This window comes from Streptomyces sp. P6-2-1, from assembly GCF_050613165.1.
Taxonomy (GTDB): Bacteria; Actinomycetota; Actinomycetes; order Streptomycetales; family Streptomycetaceae; genus Streptomyces.
Genome location: NZ_CP192513.1, coordinates 2,230,211 through 2,253,484, shown reverse-complemented (window position 1 = coordinate 2,253,484; position 23,274 = coordinate 2,230,211). Strand labels below are relative to the sequence as shown.

Annotated in this window: 9 protein-coding genes and 1 pseudogene; all 10 read left to right on the top strand. The window is 74.9% G+C overall.

Annotated features, from left to right (window positions below; translation table 11 throughout):
* Window positions 1-12 precede the first annotated feature (12 nt).
* The gene (gene sbnA, locus ACQYWQ_RS09690) at window positions 13-1,083 is read left to right on the top strand and encodes a 2,3-diaminopropionate biosynthesis protein SbnA (protein ID WP_431033793.1); all 1,071 of its coding nucleotides are present in this window, start codon (window positions 13-15) and stop codon (window positions 1,081-1,083) included.
* Window positions 1,080-8,870, top strand: coding sequence for an amino acid adenylation domain-containing protein (locus tag ACQYWQ_RS09685; RefSeq protein ID WP_431033791.1), 7,791 nt, complete (start codon window positions 1,080-1,082; stop codon window positions 8,868-8,870). Before sbnA ends, ACQYWQ_RS09685 begins: the two co-directional genes overlap by 4 nt.
* Complete coding sequence (locus ACQYWQ_RS09680) at window positions 8,867-17,614, top strand: amino acid adenylation domain-containing protein (protein ID WP_431033790.1); 8,748 nt, start codon at window positions 8,867-8,869, stop codon at window positions 17,612-17,614. Before ACQYWQ_RS09685 ends, ACQYWQ_RS09680 begins: the two co-directional genes overlap by 4 nt.
* A 50-nt stretch (window positions 17,615-17,664) precedes the next feature.
* Window positions 17,665-17,874: an MbtH family protein gene (locus ACQYWQ_RS09675; RefSeq protein WP_431033788.1), complete on the top strand. Its 210-nt coding sequence runs from the start codon at window positions 17,665-17,667 to the stop codon at window positions 17,872-17,874.
* A 108-nt stretch (window positions 17,875-17,982) separates the two neighbouring features.
* A complete protein-coding gene (locus ACQYWQ_RS09670) occupies window positions 17,983-18,240 on the top strand; it encodes an acyl carrier protein (protein ID WP_431033787.1) in 258 nt (85 codons plus the stop codon).
* Complete coding sequence (locus ACQYWQ_RS09665) at window positions 18,237-19,502, top strand: beta-ketoacyl-[acyl-carrier-protein] synthase family protein (RefSeq protein WP_431033786.1); 1,266 nt, start codon at window positions 18,237-18,239, stop codon at window positions 19,500-19,502. Before ACQYWQ_RS09670 ends, ACQYWQ_RS09665 begins: the two co-directional genes overlap by 4 nt.
* Window positions 19,499-20,689, top strand: a complete 1,191-nt coding sequence (locus ACQYWQ_RS09660) for a beta-ketoacyl synthase N-terminal-like domain-containing protein (RefSeq protein ID WP_431033783.1) — start codon at window positions 19,499-19,501, stop codon at window positions 20,687-20,689. Before ACQYWQ_RS09665 ends, ACQYWQ_RS09660 begins: the two co-directional genes overlap by 4 nt.
* Entirely contained in the window at window positions 20,686-21,480 is a 795-nt protein-coding gene (gene fabG / locus ACQYWQ_RS09655) for a 3-oxoacyl-ACP reductase FabG (RefSeq protein WP_431033782.1), read from the top strand. Before ACQYWQ_RS09660 ends, fabG begins: the two co-directional genes overlap by 4 nt.
* Complete coding sequence (locus tag ACQYWQ_RS09650) at window positions 21,477-22,301, top strand: 4'-phosphopantetheinyl transferase family protein (protein ID WP_431033780.1); 825 nt, start codon at window positions 21,477-21,479, stop codon at window positions 22,299-22,301. Before fabG ends, ACQYWQ_RS09650 begins: the two co-directional genes overlap by 4 nt.
* Window positions 22,280-23,224, top strand: a pseudogene (locus ACQYWQ_RS09645) (hydroxyacid dehydrogenase); the annotation flags it as partial. The gene ACQYWQ_RS09650 and the pseudogene ACQYWQ_RS09645, both read left to right, overlap by 22 nt.
* Between the last annotated feature and the right edge of the window lie 50 nt (window positions 23,225-23,274).

The window sequence follows — 23,274 nt, the reverse complement described above, 5'->3', positions numbered from 1 at the left end:
TCAGGGGGAAACATGCCAGTCATATCGGCACCACACGAATTCAACACCGAAGACCTGTACGTGGATCTGCGGGAGATGTACGGGTATCCCCTGCACCTCAAGTGCGAGGGCTTCAACTTCGCCGGGTCCATCAAGCTCAAGGCCGCGGCGAGCATGATCGAGGCGGCCGAGCGCAGCGGGACCCTCACCAGGGAATCGACGCTCGTGGAGTCCTCGTCGGGGAACCTCGGCGTCGCCCTCAGCGTGATCGCGGCGGCCAAGGGCTACCGCTTCGTCTGCGTCGTCGACGCCCGTACGAACCTCGCGACGCGCAAGGTCATCGAGTCGCTCGGCGGTGAGGTGCACACCATCACGCGCCCCGCCGCCGAGGGCGGATTCCTCGCCGCGCGCCTCGACCACGTACGGGACCTGCTGCGCCGCGACCCGCGCTGCGTCTGGCTCAACCAGCACGCCAACCCCGACAACTGGCGGGCGCACTACCGCACCACGGGGCCGCAGATCGAGAAGCAGTTCCCCGATCTGGAACTGCTCTTCATCGGTGCAGGCACGACCGGCACCCTCATGGGCTGCGCCCGCTACTTCAAGGAGCGGCCGCGCCCGGTCACGGTCGTCGCCGTGGACAGCGTCGGCTCCGTGACCTTCGGCGGGCCCGCGGGAGCGCGCATGATCCCCGGGCTCGGCACCGGGGTGCGCCCCGCGCTCCTGGACACCTCGTACATCGACGACGTCGTGCACGTGCCCGAGGCCGAGACGGTACGGGCCTGCCACACGCTGGCCCGCGGCGGATTCCTCTTCGGCGGCTCCACAGGGACGGTCGTCAGCGGCGCCCTGAGCTGGCTCGCCGAGCACCGCCCCGGCCGGAACACGACCGCCGTCGCCATCGCGCCCGACCTCGGCGAGCGCTACCTGGACACCGTCTACCAGTCGAGCTGGGTCAGGGACGTCTACGGCATCGGCACGGACGACGCCGCACCCGCGGCCCCGCAGGGAGCCCGCGGCGCGCACGGCCCGCACGGCCCGCACGCGCCCGCGCTCGACAGCCATGAACTCACCGGACTTCCCACGGGAGCAATGCAGTCATGAACGCCACAGCCACCGCGCGACTCCTGCCGCTCTCCGCCGCGCAGCGGGAGATGTGGTACGGCCAGCAGGCGGACCCGGGCAACCCCGTCTTCACGATGGGCGACTACCTGGACCTGCGCGGCCCGCTCGACACGGGCCGGTTCGTGGCCGCCTGGCAGCGCCTGCTCACGGAGGCGGGCGCGCTGCGCGCCCGTTTCACCGAACGCGACGGGGAACCGCGCCAGGAACTCCTGCCCGTGACGGACTTCCCCGTCGAGACCGTGGACCTCTCGCGCGAGCCCGCGCCGCGCGAGGCCGCCGAGGCGTTCATGCGCCAGGACCTGCTGACCCCGCCCGACCTGACCGAGGGCACGCTCCGCGCGGTGCTGCTGCGGCTCGGCCCCGGGCACGTGCTCTTCTCGCTGCGGGTCAACCACATCCTCGTCGACGGCTTCAGCCGCGTCCTGATCTACCGCAGGCTCGCCGAGCTGTACGCGGACCCGGAATCGGGCGAGCCCTTCCCCGCGCCGCACACGCTCACCGACGACGAGGCGGCGTACGTGCGCGGCGAACGGTACGCGAAGGAGCGTGACTTCTGGCGTACGCGCTTCCCCCGCGCCCCCGAGCCCGTGAGCCTGTCCGTGCGCCCGGCCGCCCACGCGCGCGCCTCGCTGCGTCGCGAGGCGGTGCTGCCCGCGCCGGTCGTCGCGCGGCTGCGCGCGCTCGCCTGGGACGCGCGCGTCACCTGGCAGACCCTGCTCATCGCGGCGACCGGCGCCTACGTGCGGCGTGTCGCAGGTGTCGAGCGCGCGCTGCTGACCCTCGCGGTCCCCGCGCGAGCCACGGCCGCCGCGCGCGCCGTGCCCGGGATGCGCGCGAACTTCGTGCCCCACCCGGTCCAGGTGGGACGGGGCCGTACCGTCGCCGCGTTCCTGCGCGACAGCGCGGGCGAGCTGCGCGCGACCCTGCGCCACCAGAACTACCGCGGCGACGACATCCGCCGCGACCTCGGCTTCACCGGGGACGCGGGACGCTCGCTCGGGCCCACCGTCAACGTCCTGGAGTCCGGCACCGACTACACCTTCGGCGCGTGCGCGGGACGGCTGCACAACCTGTCCACAGGGCCCGTCGACGACATGCAGATCATCTATCTCGACGCGGCGGACGGCGGCTACGCGGTACGGCTCGACGCCAACCCCGAGCGCTACACGGCCGAGGAGCTGGAACAGCACCAACTCCGCCTGTTCGCCTGGCTGGAAACCTTCGCCGAGGCGGGCCCCGACGCCGTCGTGGACCAGCTCGACGTGGTGCTCCCCGGCGAGTGGGAGCAGTGGCGCGAGGGCTGGGCCTCGGTGACCGTGGACGAGCCGTACGCGGGCGTGGTGGAGCGGGTGCGCGCGAGCGCGGTCGCGCGTCCGGGGGCCGTCGCGGTGCGCGACGGGTCCGGGGACGTGACGTACGGGGAGCTGGCGGGGCGCGCGGCGGCCGTGACGCGCCGCCTGGTGGCCGCGGGGGCCGGGCCGGGCTCGCTCGTGGCGGTCCTGTGCGAGCCGGGCGCGGTCCTGGTGACCGGGATTCTGGGGGTCCTGGGGGCAGGCGCCGCGTGGGTGCCGCTGGACCCCGGTGCCCCGGTGGGCAGGAGCGCGCGCGTGGTCGAGGACTGCGCGCCACGCGTGGTGTTCGTGGGCCCGGGCCTCGGCGCGGTGGCCGCGGAGGTGCTGGCGGCGGCAGGGCTCGACGCCGGGAACGGCCCCGTGGTGTTGGAGTGGGACGGCGAGAGGGATGGCGAGTGGGGTGAACTTGCTGGTGGGCCGGATGATGTGGCGTATGTGATCTTCACGTCGGGTTCGACGGGGCGTCCCAAGGGGGCGATGGTGCACCGGGGTGGGATGGTCAATCACCTGCTCGCGAAGGTGGAGGACCTGGACCTCGGCGAGGGGGACGTGGTGGTGCACAACGCGCCTGTGACGTTCGACATCAGTGTGTGGCAGATGCTGGCGCCGTTGATCGTGGGTGGGCGGCTGGTGGTGGTGGACCGGGCGAGTGCTGCCGATCCGCAGGAGTTGTTCGGCCTTGTGGCTCGTGAGGGTGTGACGGTCCTGGAAGTGGTGCCTTCGTTGCTCCGGGCCGCGGTTGATTCGTGGCAGGCGGGGCTTCCGCGGCCGGAGTTGGCGTCGCTTTCGTGTCTGGTGGTGACGGGGGAGGCGCTTCCCGCTGACTTGGCGCGCGAGTGGTTCGCGACTGTGGCGGGTGTTCCGCTGGTGAACGCGTACGGGCCCACGGAGTGCTCGGACGATGTGACGCACGCGGTGCTGCGTGCCGGGGATGTGGGGGGTGTGCGGGCGCCTGTGGGTTCGGCGGTGCGCAACACCCGTTTGTATGTGCTGGATTCGCGGTTGGGGATGGTTCCGCCGGGTTCGGTCGGTGAGTTGTATGTGGCGGGTGCGGGGGTGGGGCGCGGGTACGTGGGTGATCCGGCGCGTACGAGTGCGACGTTCGTCGCTGATCCGTTCGGGGAGCCCGGTGGGCGGATGTACCGGACGGGGGACCGGGTGCGTGAACGCGCGGATGGTCAGCTGGAGTTCCTGGAGCGCTTGGACCACCAGGTGAAGATCAGGGGTCACCGGGTCGAGCTGGGCGAGGTCGAGGCCGCGCTGCGCGGACTGCCCGGGGTGCGGGACGCCGCCGCGGCGGTGCACGAAGGACGCCTGACCGGCTACCTCGTGGGCGAGGTCGACGATCCCCGCGCCTGGCTGGCCGAGCGGCTGCCCGACTACATGATCCCGAGTGCCTTCCTCGTGCTCCCGGTGCTGCCGCTGACGGGGAACGGGAAGCTGGACCGCAAGGCGCTTCCCGTGCCCGACCCCGCCACGCGCGCGGGTTCAGGGGCGCAGGCCGCCCCGCCCCGTACGCCCGTCGAGCGGGCCCTCGCGGAGATCTTCGCCGAGGTCCTTCAGCTGCCCTCCGTCGGCGTCCATGAGAGCTTCTTCGCGCTGGGCGGGCATTCGCTGCTCGCCACCCGCGTCGCCTCCAGGGTCCGCGCCCGCCTCGGTTTCGAGGTGCAGGTCCGCACCCTCTTCCTCGCCCCGACCGTCGCCGCGCTCGCCGCCTACCTGGAGGACGACGCCGCGGCCGGGGACGTCCCCGTGCGCCCCGCACTCGTCGCCGCCGACGAGGAAGCCGCCGGGTCACCGCTCTCGCCCGCGCAGCAACGGCTGTGGTTCCTCAACCAGTTGGGCGACGGGGCAGCCGCCTACCACCTTCCCTTCGCGGTGCGGCTCAGCGGCGACCTGGACGTCGCCGCGCTGCGCGCGGCGCTCGACGACGTCCTGGCGCGGCACGAGAGCCTGCGGACCGTCTTCCCGGACGAGGGCGGCAGGCCCCGCCAGCGGATCGTGCCGCTCACGCGGGCACGTGTGGACCTGCCCGTCGTGCCCGTCACCGCGCCCGGCGGCGGGGAGCTGGACGAGGAGCTGGTCCGTGCCGCCGTCCGCCCCTTCGACCTGGCCACCGAACTGCCGTTGCGTGCCACGCTCTTCAGCCGCGGATCGCACGAGAACGTCCTGCTGCTCGTCCTGCACCACATCGCGTCCGACGGCTGGTCCGTGGCCCCGCTCGCCCGCGACCTGGCGCGCGCCTACGAGGCCCGCAAGGCGGGCGCCGCCCCCGCGTGGGAGCCGCTGCCGGTGCGGTACACCGACTACACGCGCTGGCAGGGCGAGCTGCTCGAAGCGGTCGGCGACGAACAACTGGCCTACTGGCGCGAGACTTTGGCCGGGCTGCCCGAGGAGATCGAGCTGCCGGCCGACAGGGCGCGCCCCGCCGTGCCGAGCCACCGGGGCGGGAGCGTCGTCTTCCGGATCGGGGCCGCCCCGCACGCGGCGGCGGCCGCGCTCGCGCGCACCGAGGGCGCCAGCACCTTCATGGTCCTGCAAGCAGCGCTCGCGACCCTGCTGTCCACCGTCGGCGCGGGCGAGGACATCCCGCTCGGCACCGCCGTGGCGGGGCGCACCGACCCCGCGCTCGACGACCTCGTCGGCTTCTTCGTCAACACCCTCGTGCTGCGTACGGACGTGTCGGGCAACCCGAGCTTCAGGGAACTCGTGGACCGCGTGCGCACGGCCGACCTCGCGGCGTACGCGCACCAGGACCTCCCCTTCGACGCCGTGGTCGACGCACTCGCGCCCAGCCGCTCGCTCGCCAGGCAGCCGCTCTTCCAGACCATGCTGGTGCTCCAGAACAACGCGAGCGCCGCGCTGGAGCTGTCGGGCGTCGACGTCGACGTGATCCCGGTGCGCACCCCCACCGCCAAGCTCGACCTCACCTTCGAGCTGACCGAGCGGCACCTGCCCGACGGCACTCCCGACGGCATCGAAGCGGTCCTGGAGTACAGCACCGACCTCTTCGACGCGGAGACCGCGCACTCCCTGGCCGAGCGCTACGCGCGGCTCGTCGCCGTGCTCTCCGGGGCGCCCGACGTACCGCTCGGCCGCGTCGACGCGCTGCTGCCCGCCGAGGCCGACCGCATCCTGAACGTGTGGGCGGGGCCGACGCGGGACGTCGAACCCGCCCCCGTGCACGAGCTGTTCGCGGCCAAGGCCGCCGCACAGCCCGGTCACCCCGCGCTCGTCTCCGGCACCCAGGAGGTGACGTACGCGGAGCTGGACGCGCGCGCGAACCGGCTCGCGCGCGAACTCGCCGCGCGCGGCACGGGCCCCGGGGACCTCGTGGCGCTGCTGCTGCCGCGCTCGCCCGAGATGGTCGTCGCGCTGCTCGCCGTGCTCAAGGCGGGCGCCGCCTACCTGCCCATCGACGCCGCCTACCCGCGCGAGCGCATCGCCTACATGCTGGAGGACGCCAGGCCCGCGCTCGCCCTCACGGCCGCCGCCGAGTCCGGGGCGCTCGACGGCACGGGCGTCCCCGTGCTGCGCCTGGACGAGCCCGCCGTACGGGCGGCGACGGCCGCGCGCGCGGACGGCCCGCTCGGCGACGCGGAGCGCACCGCGCCGCTCTCGGTGCGCGACCCCGCGTACGTCATCTACACCTCGGGCTCCACCGGGCGCCCCAAGGGCGTCGTCGTGGAGCACCGCACGGTCGCCGTCATGGTCGCCGACCAGGGGCCCCGCATGGGGATCGGGCCGGGCACGCGCTGGCTCCAGTTCGCCTCGTACAGCTTCGACGCGGCGACCTGGGAACTCGCCATCGGCCTGCTCTCGGGCGCGACGATGATCCTGTCGACGGCCGAGGAGCGCGGCCCGGGACTCCCGCTCGCCGACCTCGTCGAGCGGACCGGCACCACGATGGTGTGCCTGCCCCCGACGGTGCTCTCCGCGTGGCCGGCCGAGCGGCCGATGCCCGCGCGCGTCCAGCTCGTCGTGGCGGGCGAGGCGTGCTCGCCCGAGCTGGTGGAGCGCTTCTCGCGCGGCAGGGTCATGCGCAACGCGTACGGGCCCACCGAGGCCACCGTGTGCGCGAGCATCAGCGAACCGCTCTCCGGCGCCGTCCGCCCCGACATCGGCTTCCCGCTGCACAACACCCGCCTGTACGTGCTCGATGCGTGGCTGCGCCCGGTGCCGCAGGGCGTGACGGGTGAGCTGTACATCGGCGGCGCGCAGCTCGCCAGGGGCTACCTGCGGCGGCCCGCGCTCACCGCGAACCGCTTCGTCGCCGACCCGTACGCTCCCGGGCCGGGGGCACGCATGTACCGCTCGGGCGACCTCGTGCGCTGGAACCCGGACGGCAGCCTCGACTACGTCGGGCGCGTCGACGACCAGGTGAAGCTGCGCGGTTTCCGCATCGAGCCGGGCGAGATCGAGGGCGCGCTCCTCGCGCTCGAAGGGATCACGCAGGCCGCCGTGCTGGTGCGCGAGGACAGGCCGGGGGACAAGCGCCTCGTGGCGTACGTCGTCGGGGCGCCCGCCGAAGGGGCCTCGGCCGGGGCCGTACAGGGTGACGCCGCCGCCGTGCGCTCCGCGCTCGCCGCGCGCCTGCCCGCGCACATGGTGCCGCACGCCGTCGTCTTCCTGGACGCGCTGCCGCTCACGGGGAACGGCAAGCTCGACCGCCGTGCCCTGCCCGCTCCCGTGCCCGTCGCCGCCGCGGCGGGGCGCGCCCCCGCGAACGAGCGGGAGACCGCGCTGTGCGAGGCGTTCGCCGCCGTGCTCGGCCTGGAACAGGCGGGCGCCGACGCGAGCTTCTTCGACCTCGGCGGGGACAGCATCAGCTCCATCCAGCTCGTCAGCAGGGCCAGGGACGCCGGGCTCGCGATCACCGCGCAGGACGTCTTCACGCACCGCACCCCCGAAGCGCTCGCCCGCGCGGCGGTCACCACGGGGCGCCCCGAGACGGTCGGCGCGGGCGAGGGCACGGGCCCGGTGGCGGCGACGCCGATCACGGCGTGGTTCGACGCGATCGAAGGACCCACCGACGGCTTCCACCAGGCGGCCGTCGTGCGCACCCCCGCGGGGGCCACCCTCGACAGGCTCGCCGCCGCGCTCCAGAAGCTCGTCGACCACCACGACGTCCTGCGCTGGTCGGGCGAGGGCATCCGCGCGCGGGGCACGGTCCCCGCCCGCGGGCTGCTGCGCCGCGTCCCGGCCGGCGCGGGGGAGGACCCCGTGGCGCTGGTACGTGCCGAAGCCGCCCGCGCCCAGCGGGAACTGGCGCCGCGCGCGGGCCGGGTGCTGCGCGCGGTCTGGATCGACGAGGGGCCGGATCGCCCCGGCAGGCTGCTCCTGAGCCTCCACCACCTCGTCGTGGACGGTGTCTCCTGGCGCATCCTGCTCCCGGACCTGGTCCGCGCCTACGCGCACCCGGAGCAGCCGCTCGCCCCGGTGGGCACCTCCTTCCGGCAGTGGGCGCGCCTGCTCAACGAGGAGGCGGCGCGCGAGGAGTGCCGTGCCGAACTGCCGCTGTGGGAGGAGATCCTGTCCGGCGGGGACGTCCCGCTCGGGACCCGCGCCACCGACCCGCGCAGGGACACGGTGGCCACCGCGCACCGGCTGCGCGCGGAACTGCCCGCCGAGGAGACGGCCGCGCTGCTCACCACCGTGCCCGCCGCCTTCCACGCCGAGATCAACGACGTGCTGCTCACCGCGCTGACCCTGGCCGTCGCCGAGCGGCGGCACGCGCGGGGCCAGGCGGAGGACGTCCTCGTCGAGCTGGAGGGCCACGGGCGCGAGGCGCTCGTCCCCGGCGTCGACCTGTCGCGGACCGTGGGCTGGTTCACCAGCACGCACCCCGTACGGCTCGACGCCGGGCCCTGCCGCACGGCGGACATCGAGGAGGGCGGGCCCGCGCTCGGGCAGGCGCTCAAGCGGGTCAAGGAACAGCTGCGGCGCGTGCCGCGGCACGGCATCGGGCACGGCGTGCTGCGCAGGCTCGGCGGCGCGGACACGCTCGCCGCGTACCCGGCCCCGCAGCTCGGCTTCAACTACCTGGGCCGCATGGCGCTCCCCGAGCCCGCCGACTGGCAGCTCACGCCCGAGGCCCTTGACCTCGCGGCGGGCACCGACCCGGATATGCCGCTGCCGCACGCGCTCGGCGTCAACGCGCGGACCGAGGACCGTGCGGACGGGCCGCACCTGGTCGCGGAGTGGGCGTGGGCCGGGCTCGTGGTGCCCGACGCCGAAGCGGAGGCCGTCGCGCACGGCTGGTTCAGGGCCCTGCGCGCCCTGGCCCGGCACGCGGCACGGCCCGAAGCCGGGGGCTTCACGCCCTCGGACCTGGGACTCGTCGACGACCTGGACCAGGCCGAGATCGACGAGTTCGAGAACGAGTTCACGGATGACTGGGGGACCGAGGCATGAGGACGAGTACACCGGAGACCGGACAGAGAACGCAGGCGCCCGCGGGCGGCCACGGGCCGGACGGCGCGGGGCGCGGAACCGGCGACGCCGGGCGCGGGCCGGGCGGCGCGGGGCAGGGGCCGGGCGGCGCGGGGCGCGGGGCGCGCGAGGCCGGGGGCGGCCTCAGCGACGTACTGCCGCTGACCCCCCTCCAGGAGGGCCTGCTCTTCCACGCCGTCTACGACCGTGCCGAGGTGGACGTGTACGCCGTCCAGCTCGTCATCGACCTGGAGGGCCCGCTCGACAAGGCCGCGCTCAGGGCGGCGGCCGCCGGGCTCCTCGCCCGCCACCCCCACCTGCGCGCCGGGTTCCGCCACCGCAAGAACGGCACCCCGGTGCAGCTCGTCCCGCGCCGGGTCCCGCTGCCCTGGCGGGAGCTGACCGCTCACGGGGACCTCGACGAGCTGACCGACGAGGACCGCGTCGCGCCCTTCGACGTCGGCAGGCCCCCGCTCCTGCGCTTCACGCTGATCGACACCACGGCGGACACGCACGGGGCGCACGGGGCACCCGCGCACCGCCTGCTGCTCACGTGCCACCACATCCTGCTCGACGGCTGGTCCATGCCGATCCTGCTCAAGGAGCTGTTCGCCGCGTACACGGCGGGGGGCGACACCGGCGGCCTGCCCGCGGTGACCTCGTTCAAGAGCCACCTCGCGTGGCTCGCCGCGCAGGACACCGAGGCGGCGGCCGACGCCTTCGCCGAACTCCTCGCCGGTCTCGACGAGCCGACACGGCTCGTCGCCGCGCCGCCGGACCGCGCGCCCGTGCTCCCCGCCCAGCACCTCGCGCGGCTCGACGCGCGGGCCACCGCGCGGCTCACCGCGTGGGCCCGCGCCCGGGGTGTCACGCTCTCCAGCGTGCTCCAGGGCGTGTGGGCCGTGACCCTCGGCGCCCTGACCGGGCGCGACGACGTCGTGTTCGGCACCACGACGTCGGGGCGGCCGCCCGAGCTGCCCGGCGTCGAGTCCATGATCGGGCTCTTCATCAACACGCTCCCCGTACGGCTCGCCGCTCCCGCCGGGGCCACCCTCGCCGACGTCGTCACCGAGGCGCAGCGCCGGCACACCGCGCTGCTCCCGCACCAGCACGTGGGCCTCTCGCGCGTCCAGCGGGACGCCGGGCACGGCGAACTCTTCGACACCGTCCTGATCTTCGAGAACTACCCGCTCGACCCCGAGGCCCTGCGCGAGGCGGCGCCCGGCCTGACGGTCACGGGGATACGGGGCCGCGACGCCACCCACTACCCGCTCTCGCTCCTCGTACTGCCCGGCGAAGAACTCACGCTGCGCCTGGACTACGCGCCCGACCTGATCGGCGCCGAACGGGCCGCCGGTATCGCCGCTCGCGTGCTGCGGCTCCTTGCCACGCTCCCCGAGTGCGCCGAACGTCCCCTCGCACAGCTGGAGTTGCTGGGGGAGGCGGAGCGTGACGAGCTGCTCGGCACGTACAACGACACGGCTCGTACCTACCCGGAACCGCCCCTGCGCGAGCAGCTCGCCGCGCGCGCCGCCGAGCAGCCCGGGGCGCCGGCGCTGCGCTGCGGCACCGAGCGGCTGAGCTTCGCCGCGCTGCACGCGCGCGCCGACCGGCTCGCCCACGTGCTCGCCGAACGCGGCGCGCGCCCCGGCTCCCTCGTCGCGCTCGCGCTGCCCCGGTCGGCGGACCTCGTCGTCGCGACGCTCGCCGTCATCAAGACCGGCGCCGCCTACCTGCCGCTCGACCCCGCCTACCCGGCCGAGCGCATCGGCCACATGCTCGACGACGCGGCCCCCGCCCTCCTCCTGACCACGACGGAGGTGGCGGCGGCGCGGCCCACCGTGACCGCGTACCCGCACGTGTGCCTGGACACCGCGCACGCGCTTCTCGCCGGGCGGCCCGCCGGGCCCGTGCCCACCGGGGCCCCGCACCCGGCGGACGCCGCGTACACGATCTACACCTCGGGCTCCACGGGACGCCCCAAGGGCGTCGTCGTCCCGCAGGGCGCGCTCGTCAACCTGCTGCACGACATGGCGGAGCGCTTCCGCATCACGCCGGAGGACCGCTTCCTCTCGGTCACGACCTTCGGTTTCGACATCTCCAATCTGGAACTGCTCGTCCCGCTGCTCACCGGGGCCGAACTCGTGCTCGCCGAGCACGACACGGTGCGGGACCCGGCCGCGCTCGCCGCGCTCGTCACCGGCTCGGCGGCCACCGTCATGCAGGCGACGCCCACGCTGTGGCAGGCCCTCGTCGCCGAGCACCCCGGCAGCCTCGCCGGGCTGCGGGTCCTCATCGGCGGCGAGGCCGTCGGCGAGCCGCTCGCCGCGGCCCTGCGCGCCCACGCCGCCGAGGTCACCAACGTCTACGGCCCCACCGAGACCACCATCTGGTCCACCACGGCGCTCCTGGACGGGAGCCGCCCGGGGGTGCCGCCGATCGGCCGCCCGCTCGCCAACACCCGCGTGTACGTGCTCGACGACGCCCTGCGCCTCGTGCCGCGGGGCACGGCAGGGGAGCTGTACATCGCGGGCGACGGCGTGGCGCGCGGCTATCACGGCCGCCCCGGCCTCACCGCGACACGCTTCGTCGCCGATCCCTTCGGCCCCGCGGGCAGCAGGATGTACCGCACGGGGGACGTCGTGCGCTGGGGCGACGACGGGCAGATCGAGTACATCGGGCGCGCGGACCACCAGGTGAAGATCCGGGGCTTCCGGATCGAGCTGGGCGAGATCGAGTCCGCGCTCACCGCCCACCCCGAGGTGCGCGGCGCCGCCGTACTCGCGCGCGATGACCGGCCCGGCGGCCCGAGGCTCGTCGCGTACACGGCGGGCACGGCGTCGCCCGCCGCGCTCCGCGCGCACCTCGCGGCCTCCCTGCCCGCGCACATGGTGCCCGCCACGTACGTCGCGCTCGACGCGCTGCCGCTGACCGCCAACGGCAAGATCGACCGCAAGCTGCTCCCGGCGCCCGCGCCCGGGAGCCGCACGGGCGGGCGTGCCCCGCGCTCGCCGCGCGAACAGCTCATGTGCGAGGTGTACGGCGAGGTCCTGGGGCTGCCGGGACCCGCGGGCCCCGAGGACTCCTTCTTCGAGCTGGGCGGGCACTCGCTGCTCGCGAACCGGCTCACGGGCCGCATCAGGGCCGCCTTCGGCGTCGAACTCCCGGTGCGCGCCGTCTTCGCCGCGCCCACGCCCGCGCTGCTCGTGGCCTCGCTCACCGAAGCGGGCGAGGCGGGCGAGGCGGGCGGTGCGGGCGGCGCGGGCGGTGCGGGTGGTGCGAGGCGGGCCCCCGCCCCGGTCGAGCTGCCCGACGTCCTGCCGCTCTCGCCCGCGCAGCGGCGCCTGTGGTTCCTCGGCGAGCTGGAGAGCGGCAGCCCGGCGTACCACATCCCCGTCGCCGTCCGGCTGCGCGGACCGCTCGACACGGGCGCCCTTGAGGCGGCGGTGCGCGATGTCGTCGCACGCCACGAAGCGCTCCGTACCCGCTTCCCCGACACCGAGGGGCGCCCGCGCCAGGAGGTCGTGCCCGCCGAGGAGGTGCGCGTCGACCTGCCCGTGCGGCGGCTGGAGGACTTCGCCGCCACGGCGGGCCCCGTCCACGACGAGGCGCGCGCCCCCTTCGACCTGGCGCGCGAGATCCCCTTCCGTGCCCGCCTGTTCGCGCTCGGCGACGAGGAGCACATCCTGCTGCTCGTCGTCCACCACATCGCGGCGGACGGCTGGTCGGTCGGCGTCATGGGACGCGACCTGGCCCGCGCGTACGAGGCCCGTACGGCCGGCGCCGCGCCCGCCTGGGAGCCGCTGCCGCTGCGGTACGCGGACTACACGCTCTGGCAGCGCGCGCTGCTCGCCGAGGCCGGTGAAGGTCAACTTGCCTACTGGCGCGAGGCGTTGGCAGGACTGCCCGAGGAGGTCGAGCTGCCCGCCGACAGGCCGCGCCCCGCCCTGCCGAGCCACCGGGGCGAGAGCGTCGCCTTCCGCGTCGAGGGGCCGCTCCACGCGGCGGCGGCCGCCTTCGCGCGCGCCGAGGGCGCCAGCACCTTCATGGTGCTCCAGGCCGCGCTTGCCGCGCTGCTCTCGAAGCTGGGGGCGGGCGAGGACATCCCGCTCGGCACCCCGGTCGCGGGCCGCGCGGACCCCGTGCTCGACGACCTCGTCGGGCTCTTCGTCAACACCCTGGTGCTGCGTACGGACGTGTCGGGCGACCCGAGCTTCAGGGAACTCGTGGACCGCGTGCGCACGGCCGACCTCGCGGCGTACGCGCACCAGGACCTCCCCTTCGAGGCCGTGGTCGACGCGCTCGCGCCCAGCCGCTCGCTCGCCAGGCACCCCCTGTTCCAGACGATGCTGACCCTGCACAACACCCCGGAGTCCGCCGTACGGCTGCCGGGACTCGACGCGGAACCGCTGCTCATCGGCACGGGCACGGCGAAGGCCGACCTCTCCTTCGAACTCGTCGAGCGGTGGACCGACAGAGGCGCTCCCGACGGTATCGACGCGGTCCTGGAGTACAGCGCCGACCTCTTCGACGAGACGACGGCCCGCACGCTCACCGCGCGCCTGACCCACCTCCTGGAGACGCTGCTCGCGGCCCCCGACCGCTCGCTCGGCGCGACGGACGCCCTGCTCCCCGCCGAGTGGGAGGAACGGCGCCGCGGCTGGGAGTCGGTGGCGGTGGACGACCCGTACACGGGAGTCGTGGAGCTGGTGCGCACGTGCGCGGTCGCGCGCCCGGGGGCCGTCGCGGTGCGCGACGGCTCGGGCGACGTCACGTACGGGGAGCTGGCGGGCCACGCGTCCGCGGTGACGCGCCGCCTGGTGGCCGCGGGCGCGGGGCCGGGCTCCGTGGTGGCGGTCCTGTGCGAGCCGGGGGCCCCGCTGGTCGCCGGGATGCTGGGCGTGCTCGGGGCGGGGGCGGCGTGGGTGCCGCTCGACCCGGGTGCCCCGGTGGCACGCGGCGCGCGCGTCCTGGCGGACTGCGGGCCGCGGGTGGTCTACACGGGGCCCGGGCTGCGCGACAAGGCGTCCGAGGTCCTGGCGGCCGCCGGCCTCGATTCCGTGGTGTTGGAGTGGGACGGCGAGAGGGATGGCGAGTGGGGTGAACTTGCTGGTGGGCCGGATGATGTGGCGTATGTGATCTTCACGTCGGGTTCGACGGGGCGTCCCAAGGGGGCGATGGTGCACCGGGGTGGGATGGTCAATCACCTGCTCGCGAAGGTGGAGGACCTGGACCTCGGCGAGGGGGACGTGGTGGTGCACAACGCGCCTGTGACGTTCGACATCAGTGTGTGGCAGATGCTGGCGCCGTTGATCGTGGGTGGGCGGCTGGTGGTGGTGGACCGGGCGAGTGCTGCCGATCCGCAGGAGTTGTTCGGCCTTGTGGCTCGTGAGGGTGTGACGGTCCTGGAAGTGGTGCCTTCGTTGCTCCGGGCCGCGGTTGATTCGTGGCAGGCGGGGCTTCCGCGGCCGGAGTTGGCGTCGCTTTCGTGTCTGGTGGTGACGGGGGAGGCGCTTCCCGCTGACTTGGCGCGCGAGTGGTTCGCGACTGTGGCGGGTGTTCCGCTGGTGAACGCGTACGGGCCCACGGAGTGCTCGGACGATGTGACGCACGCGGTGCTGCGTGCCGGGGATGTGGGGGGTGTGCGGGCGCCTGTGGGTTCGGCGGTGCGCAACACCCGTTTGTATGTGCTGGATTCGCGGTTGGGGATGGTTCCGCCGGGTTCGGTCGGTGAGTTGTATGTGGCGGGTGCGGGGGTGGGGCACGGGTACGTGGGTGATCCGGCGCGTACGAGTGCGACGTTCGTCGCTGATCCGTTCGGGGAGCCCGGTGGGCGGATGTACCGGACGGGGGACCGGGTGCGTGAACGCGCGGATGGTCAGCTGGAGTTCCTGGAGCGCTTGGACCACCAGGTGAAGATCAGGGGTCACCGGGTCGAGCTGGGGGAAGTGGAGGCCGCGCTGCGCGGACTGCCGGGGGTGCGGGACGCCGCCGCGGCGGTGCACGCGGGCCGGCTCACGGGGTACCTCGTGGGTGAAGTCCACGACCCCCGCGCCTTGTTGGCGGAACGGCTCCCGGACTACATGATCCCGAGTGCCTTCCTCGTGCTCCCGGTGCTGCCGCTGACGGGGAACGGGAAGCTGGACCGCAAGGCGCTTCCCGTGCCCGACCCCGCCACGCGTGCGGGTTCAGGGGCGCAGGCCGCCCCGCCCCGTACGCCCGTCGAGCGGGCCCTCGCGGAGATCTTCGCGGAGGTCCTTCAGCTGCCCTCCGTCGGTGTCCATGAGAGCTTCTTCGCGCTGGGCGGCGACAGCATCCGCTCGATCGAGGTGGTGGCCAGGGCCCGGCGGGCCGGGCTGCGCCTCACGGCCGCCGACGTGTTCACGCACAAGACGGTCGCCGCGCTCGGGCAGGTGGCAGGGGGCGGCGATGAGGTGCGGACCGTCGGCACCGACGACGGCGTGGGCGCGCTGGAGCCGACCCCCGTCGTGCTGCGGCTGCTCGAAGAGGGCGGCGCTGTCGACGGGTTCAACCAGTCGGTCGTCCTGAGCACACCCCCCGGTCTCGACCAGGACCGGCTCACCGCCGCGCTCCGCAGGCTCGTCGACCACCACGACGCGCTGCGGCTGCGCCTGGAGGGCGAGGGCCCCGGGGACTGGCGGCTCGTGATCGCGGAGCCGACGGGGAGCCGGGCCGGGGAAGCGGGGCGCGGACAGGCGGTGCCGCTGCTCGCCCGTATCGACGCGACGCACCACGCCTACGCGGACCCCGCGCTGCTCCGGCAGGCGGTGGCGGCCCAGTCGCAGGCGGCCAGGGACCGGCTCGCGCCGCGCGAGGGCGTCGTCGCGCAGGCCGTCTGGATCGACCGGGGCCCCGAGGCACCCGGCAGGCTCGTCCTGATGCTGCACCACCTCGTCGTGGACGGCGTCTCCTGGCGCATCCTCCTGCCCGACCTGCTCTCCGCGTACGAGCACCCGGAGCGCGACCTCGCGCCCGTCGGCACCTCGCTGCGCCACTGGGCGGGCCTCCTGCGCGAGCAGGCCGCGCGCCGCGCGGGGGAACTCCCCGCCTGGCGGGCCCTGACCGGGCGGCGCGAACCGCTCCTCGGGAGCCGCGCGCTCGACCCGGCGAAGGACACCGCGGCGACCGCCGGGCACCTGCGCCTGAGCCTGCCCGCCGCGTACACGGCCCCGCTCCTCGCCCACGGCCCCGCCGCGTTCCGGGCGCGGATCAACGACGTGCTCCTGGCCGGTCTCGACAGGGCCGTCGCGACGTGGCGCGGGACGAGCCTGCTCGTGGAGGTCGAGACGCACGGCCGCGAACAACCGCACGCCGGTGTCGACCTCTCGCGCACCGTCGGCTGGTTCACCAGCACCCACCCCGTCCTCCTGCGCGCCGCGGCGCTCGGCCCCGACGAAGCGGTCAAGGAGATGCGCGAGCAGCTCGCCGCCCTCCCCGACCACGGCATCGGGTACGGCATCCTGCGCCACCTCGCCCCCGAGGGCGCGCGGCTGCCGGGCGTCAACCCGCAGCTCGGCTTCAACTACCTCGGCAGGTTCGCGGGGCAGGAGTCGTACGAGGGCGGCTGGACCACGGCCCCCGAGTCGCGCGACGCCTTCGCCGCGACCTCGCGGGGGATGCCGCTCGGGCACACGCTCGCCGTGGACGCCCTCGTCGAGGACGGCCCCGAAGGACCCGAACTCGTCGCCAACTGGACGTGGGCGGGCGAAGTCCTGGAGCGCGCGGACGCCGAACGGCTCGCGCACGGCTGGTTCGACGCGCTGCGCGCGCTCGCCGAGCGGGCCGCCCAGCTCACGGCGCTCCCCGGGGAGCACGCCGAAGGACGGCCCGCGCTGCTCGCCGAGGCATTCGAGACGGTGCTGCCGATCCGGCCGGGGGGAAGCCGCCCGCCGCTGTTCTTCCTGCACGGCGGTGTCGGGCTCAGCTGGCCCTACCTCGGACTGACCGAACACCTCGACGCGGAATTCCCCGTGTACGGGTTCCAGGCGGATGGAATCGTGACCGAAGCCCCGCTTCCGGGCTCCGTGGCGGAAATGGCGGAAGGTTATGTGAACAGAATTCTGGAAATCCAGCCCGAGGGGCCTTATTATATTCTCGGCTGGTCTTTCGGGGGGCTCCTCGCCCACGCGGTGGCCACGCGCCTGGAAGCGCTCGGACACCGGGTCGCGCTCCTCGCGAACCTGGACGGCTACCCCGTCGCCGAGCCCGGCGGCATCCCCGACGACCGGGCGCTGCTCGCCAAGATCCTGGAGTACTGCGGCTACGACGCCGAGGCGCTCGCGGACGGCGAACCCTCGCTCGGCGACGTCCTCAGGCTCTTCCGCAGGGACGCCAACCCGCTGGCGGGGCTGGACGAGGAACAGTTGGGCCGGCTCCTGCGGATCGTGCGCAACCACGCGGTGCTCAGCGCCGAGTTCGCCCCCGACCGCTTCGGCGGGGACGTCCTCTTCCTCTCCGCCGCGCACGGCAGGGACGCGCAGTCGCCCACGCCCGACGTGTGGGAGCCGCACATCGGCGGCACCCTCGTCCACCACACCATCGCATCGGACCACGACGGAATGATGCGGCCCGAACCGCAGCGGGAGATCGGCCGGATTCTCGCAGGCCACCTCGCACGGATCCGAACGCGCGAAACTCCCCGCACAGCACCGCCTAATTCCCGCACCGGGAAAATTCCGGCACCGGCGAATTCGCGGCACCACTGAATTCCGCACAGTCGCATTCTCTGCACCCCAGGCACGGAGGAAATCCGCACATGAAGAACAACCCCTTCGACGACGAGAACGGCACCTTCCTGGTCCTGGTCAACGACGAGGGACAGCACTGCGTCTGGCCCGAGTTCGCCGCCGTGCCCGAGGGCTGGCACACGGCCCTGCCGGCCGGCAGCCGTGCGGCGGCACTCGACCACGTCGAGCGCTCCTGGACCGACATGCGCCCCGCGTCGCTCATCGCGCGGGCGGCCTGAGCCTCCTGCCGGGCGGGCGGCCCGAGCCGCGCACGCGACGGCCGCCCGCCCCCCGCACCCACCCCGCGCACCCACCCGATGCGCAGCAAGCGAAAGGCAGTCACACCCATGACCGTCAACACGACCGTGGACATCCCCGCCGTCCGGGCCATCATCGTCGACGTCCTGGAGCTGGAGGACGAGGAACTGACCGGCACGAGCCTGTTCATCGAGGACCACGGGGCCGACTCCCTCGGCGCCATCGAGATCCTCTCGCGCGTCGAGAACGAACTGGGCGTCGTCATCGACCAGGACGACCTCGTCAAGCTCGTCCACCTGGACGCGGTGCTCGCCGTGCTCGCCGACACCGCACGGCGGCAGCCGTGAGCGCCGCCAGGACGCCGCGCGGACCGGCCCACGGGCCGCGCAGGGTCGTCCTCACCGGCTGCGGGACCCTCTCCAGCGTGGGCAACGGGGTCGCCGCCTTCACCGCGGCCCTGCGCGAGGGCCGCGTCGGGACCGGCGAGATCACCGCGTTCGACTCGACCGGGTTCCCCAGCCGCCGCGGCCACCAGGTGCGCGGCGTCGAGGAGTCGGCCTGGCTGCGCCGTACCCGTACGGAGACCACGGGCCGGGCGACCCGCTTCGCCGCCGTGGCGGCCCGGATGGCGCTGGAGGACGCCGGGCTCACCGAGGAGTGGCTGCGCGAGCGGCGCGGCGCCGTCGTCATCGGCACCACCGACGGCGAGACCGGCGAACTGGACCTGCTCACGCGGTCCGCGCTCTCGCTCGGCCTCGCCGCCTTCACCGGCTCCTCGCTCACCACCACGGCGACCGGGAGCCTCGCGCTCGGGATCGTCCGCGAACTCGGCCTCTCCGACGTCGAGGCGTCGACCATCGCGACGGCGTGCGCGGCGGGGAACTACGCCATCGGCAACGGCTTCGACGCCGTGCGCGACGGCACCGCCGACTGGGCGCTCGTCGGGGGCGCGGACGCGCTCAACCGCAAGACCTTCGCCGGGTTCTCGCGCCTCGGCCTCGTCGCCGCCGACGAGTGCAGGCCCTTCGACACCGGGCGCACCGGGCTGCTCACCGGCGAGGGAGCGGGACTGCTCCTCCTGGAGTCCGAGGAATCGGCGCGCGCACGCGGCGCGCACATCTACGCCGAAGTGCTCGGCTACGCGCTCAACTGCGACGCCGCGCACCCCACGGCGCCCGAGGAGGACAGCGTGGCCCGCTGCATGCGCCTCGCCCTGGCAAACGCCGCCGTCAAACCCGAAGAGGTCGACCTGATCTCCGCGCACGGCACAGGGACCGCCGTCAACGACGCGACCGAGGCGGCCGCCATCCGCCAGGTCTACGGCGACACCCCGCCGCGCACCGTCGGCATCAAGTCGATGATCGGGCACACGATGGGCGCGGCCAGCGCGCTCGGCGCCGTCGCCGCCGCGCTCGCGATCCGCCACGGCTTCGTCCCCCCGACCGCCAACCACCGCGAGACCGACCCGGACTGCCCGCTCGACGTCGTGCCCAACACGTCCGTCGCCGCGCCCGTCCGTGTGGTGCAGAACAACGGGCTCGCCTTCGGCGGCAACAACGCCGTCGTCGTCCTCGGCCTGCACGAGACCCGAGAGAGGGGCGCCGCATGAGCGCCGTCGTCATCACCGCCTGGTCGGCGGTCTCGCCCTACGGGACGGGAGGGGCGGCCCTCGCCGAGGGCCTGCGGACCCGTACCGCCGCCCCCGAGGGCGCGGTGCCCGCCGAGTGGACCGCCGAGTGGGCCGCGGGTCCCGCGCCGACCGCGCGTGTCGTCCCCGGCTTCGACGTGCGCGAAGCACTCGGCCGCCGGGGCACCCGCGGCCTCGACCGGCTGACCGGGCTCACCGCGCTGACCGTGCGCGACCTGCTCGCCGCGCACGACGGCGCGCCGGTCCCCGGGGGCGGCGAAGGGCCCGCGCCGGTCCCCGGGGGCGGCGATGCGCCCGCGCCCGGGGAACCGCCCGGCACCGGACTGGTCCTCGGCACGACGGCGGGGAGCGTGCAGGGGTTCATGGAGTTCACCAAAGCCTCGCTCGAAGGGCCCCGCCCCCTCGCCGTACCCGCGGCCAAAGTGCCCAACATGGCCATGAACAGGGCTGCTTCGGCGACCGCGATCCGGCAGGTGCTCAAGGGCCCCAACAGCACGGTCGCGGCCGGCAGGCTCTCCGCGCTCATCGCCCTCGACCACGGCCGCAGGCTGCTCGCCGACGGGCACGCGACGCGGGTCCTCGCCGGTTCCGCCGAGGAGTACTCGGCGACGCGCGCCCACCTCACGCACGCGGCGCACGGCACGGACGTCGTGCTCGGCGAGGGCTGCGTCATGGTCCTGCTCGAAAGGGCGGACCACGCGGCGGGTACACCACTCGCCGACGTCCTCGCGGTGCACCACCGCGTCGCCCCGCCGGGCGACTTCACCGCCACGCTCACCGCGACCGTCGCCACCGCGCTCGACGCCGCGGGAGTGACCGCGCGGGACGTGTGGGCCGCGCTGCCGGGCAACGCGCCCGGCGTCGCGGGGGAGCAGGAGGCGGACGTGCACCGCTCCCTCTTCGACGCCGGAGTACGCGAGCGCGCCGCGCCCGCCGCGCTGCTCGGCGAGACGGCGGCGGCGACCGGCGCCTTCCAGCTCGCCGCCCTGCTCGCCGAACCGGGGGAGCCCGGCCGGATCGCCCTGGCCACCACGACGGACCCGGACGGACGCGTGGGCTGCCTGGTGCTGCGCCTGCTCACCGACGGCACGGCACCGGGCGGGCACGAGGCCGCGGAGCCCGCGCGCCGAGAGGAGGCGGCCCGATGAGCACCACCGCACCCCGCACGGCCCCGACCCGCACGGCCACCCCGCTGGGGAGCGAGGCCCCGGCCAGGCCCGTCGCGCTGCTCAGCGGAGGCTCGCGCGGCATCGGGCGGGCGGTCGCCCTGCGGCTCGCCGACGAGGGGTACGACATCTCCTTCTGCTTCCGCGGCGAGGAACGCGCGGCCACCGAGGTGGAGAAGGAGCTGGCGGGACGCGGTGCCGCCGCCCTCGCGGTCCGCGTCGACGTCACGGACGCCGGGGCCGTACGCGGCTGGGTGCGCCGTACCGAGGAGGAGTTCGGGCCCGTCGCCGTGGCCGTCACCTCCGCCGGGATCACGCGCGACAAACCGCTCCTGATGATGGCCGACCACGAGTGGCACGACGTCGTCGCCACCAACCTCGACGGCGTCTACCACGTGTGCCGCAACGTCGTGTACCCCATGCTCAAGCGGCGCGCTGGCAGCATCGTCACGCTCGCCTCCGTCTCGGGACTGCACGGCAACGCGGGCCAGACGAACTACGCCGCGTCCAAGGCCGGGATCATCGCCTTCTCGCGCTCGCTCGCCAAGGAGGTGGGCCGCCGCGGCATCCGCGTCAACACGGTGGCCCCCGGCCTGGTCACCACCGACATGTCGGCGGCACTCGACGAGGAGACCCGCGCGGGCGTCGAGCGGCGCACCGCGCTCGGCCGGGCAGGACGCGCCCCCGAGGTCGCCGACGCCGTCGCCTACCTCGCCTCGCCCCGCGCCTCGTACATCACGGGCGCGGTCCTGCCGGTGGACGGTGGCCTGTGACGCACCCCGGTGAGCACGACGTGCCCGCACTGCGGTACGGGGACTGCCAGGTGTGGTGGGGCAGGGCCCGCGACGACGCCTGGGCGCGCGCCCTCCTCGCGCCGCGCGAACGCGTGCGTGCCGAGCGGCTGCGCAAGGCGGGCGCCCGCGCCCTCTACGTCGGCGCGCGCGCCCTGGCCAGGACCGTCGTCGCCCGCCACCTCGGCGTGCCCGTGCGCGAGGTGGACCTCGTCGCCGTGTGCAAGCACTGCGGCGGCCCGCACGGCAAGCCCCAGCCGCCCGCCCCGCTGCGGCTCTCGCTCTCGCACTCGGGCGACCGCGTACTCGTCGCGCTCGCCCACACCACCGAGATCGGCGCCGACGTCGAACGGATCGCCCCGCAGGCACCCGAGACGGTCGACAGGACCCTCGCGCCGCCCGAACGGGCCCTGCTCGCGGGGCTCCCCGCCGAGCTGCGCGCCGCGGGCTTCATCCGCTACTGGACGCGCAAGGAGGCCCTGCTCAAGGCGACGGGCGACGGACTGCTCGTCGCGCCCGACCTGCTGCACGTCAGCGCCCCCGACGAGCCCCCGCGCCTGCTGTCCTGGCAGGGCACCGAACAGCCCGCGCGGCCGCTGCTCCTGTACGACCTCGACGCCGGCCGGGAGCACAGGGCCGCGCTCGCCTCGCTCGGCGCCCCGCTGCGCCTCAGCCACCACGACGGCGGGGCACTCCTCGCCGCCCCGGGCCCGGCCCCCGCGCCCGCCTCCCCGACCCGTGTCCCTGTCCCCGTCACCGCTCCCGAAAGGCAGCAGGAACCATGCCCCAGCACATCGCACTGATCGCCGACGCCCTCAGCCCGGAGGCGAGGGCCGTCCTCACCAGGGACGGCGAGGTGGAGGTACGCCACGTCGACGGCACGGACAGGCCCGCGCTGCTCGCCGCGCTCGCCGACGCCGACGCCGTCCTCGTGCGCTCGGCGACGCGCATCGACGCCGAGGCCCTGGCCGCGGCGCCCCGGCTCAAGGCCATCGCGCGCGCCGGGGTCGGGCTCGACAACGTGGACGTCGCCGCCGCCACGGCCAGGGGGGTGCTCGTCGCGAACGCGCCCGCTTCGAACGTGGTCAGCGCGGCGGAACACGCCGTCGCCCTGCTCCTCGCGCTCGCCCGCGAGGTGCCGCGCGCGCACGCCTCGCTCAGGGAGGGGCGCTGGGACCGCGCCGGGCTCGGGGGCGTCGAGCTGGCGGGCAAGACGCTCGGCGTGCTCGGCATCGGGCGGATCGGCTCGCTCGTGGCCCGCCGCCTCGCCGCCTTCGACATGGAGGTCATCGCCCACGACCCGCACGTGGACCCCGCGCGGGCCGCGGCCACCGGCGCCCGCCTCACGAGCCTCGACGAACTGCTCGCGCGGTCCCAGTTCCTCACCGTGCACCTGCCGCTCACCGAGGCGACCAGGGGCCTGATCGGCACCGAGGCGCTCCGCAGGGTCCGCCCCGACCTGCGCCTCGTGAACGCGGCGCGCGGCGGGATCGTCGACGAGGACGCGCTGTACGCGGCGCTCACCGAGGGAAGGATCGCGGGCGCGGCGCTCGACGTGTACAGCGGCGAACCCTGCACCGATTCCCCGCTGTTCGCGTGCGACAACGTCGTCGCGACGCCGCACCTGGGCGCGAGCACCCCCGAGGCGCAACGGCGCGCGGGCACCCAGGCGGCCGAGTCGGTCCTCCTCGCCCTCGCGGGACTCCCGGTGCCCGACGCGGTGAACACGCCGCGCGAGGCCCCCGCACGAGCGGCCTGAACGGAATGCCCAGGGAG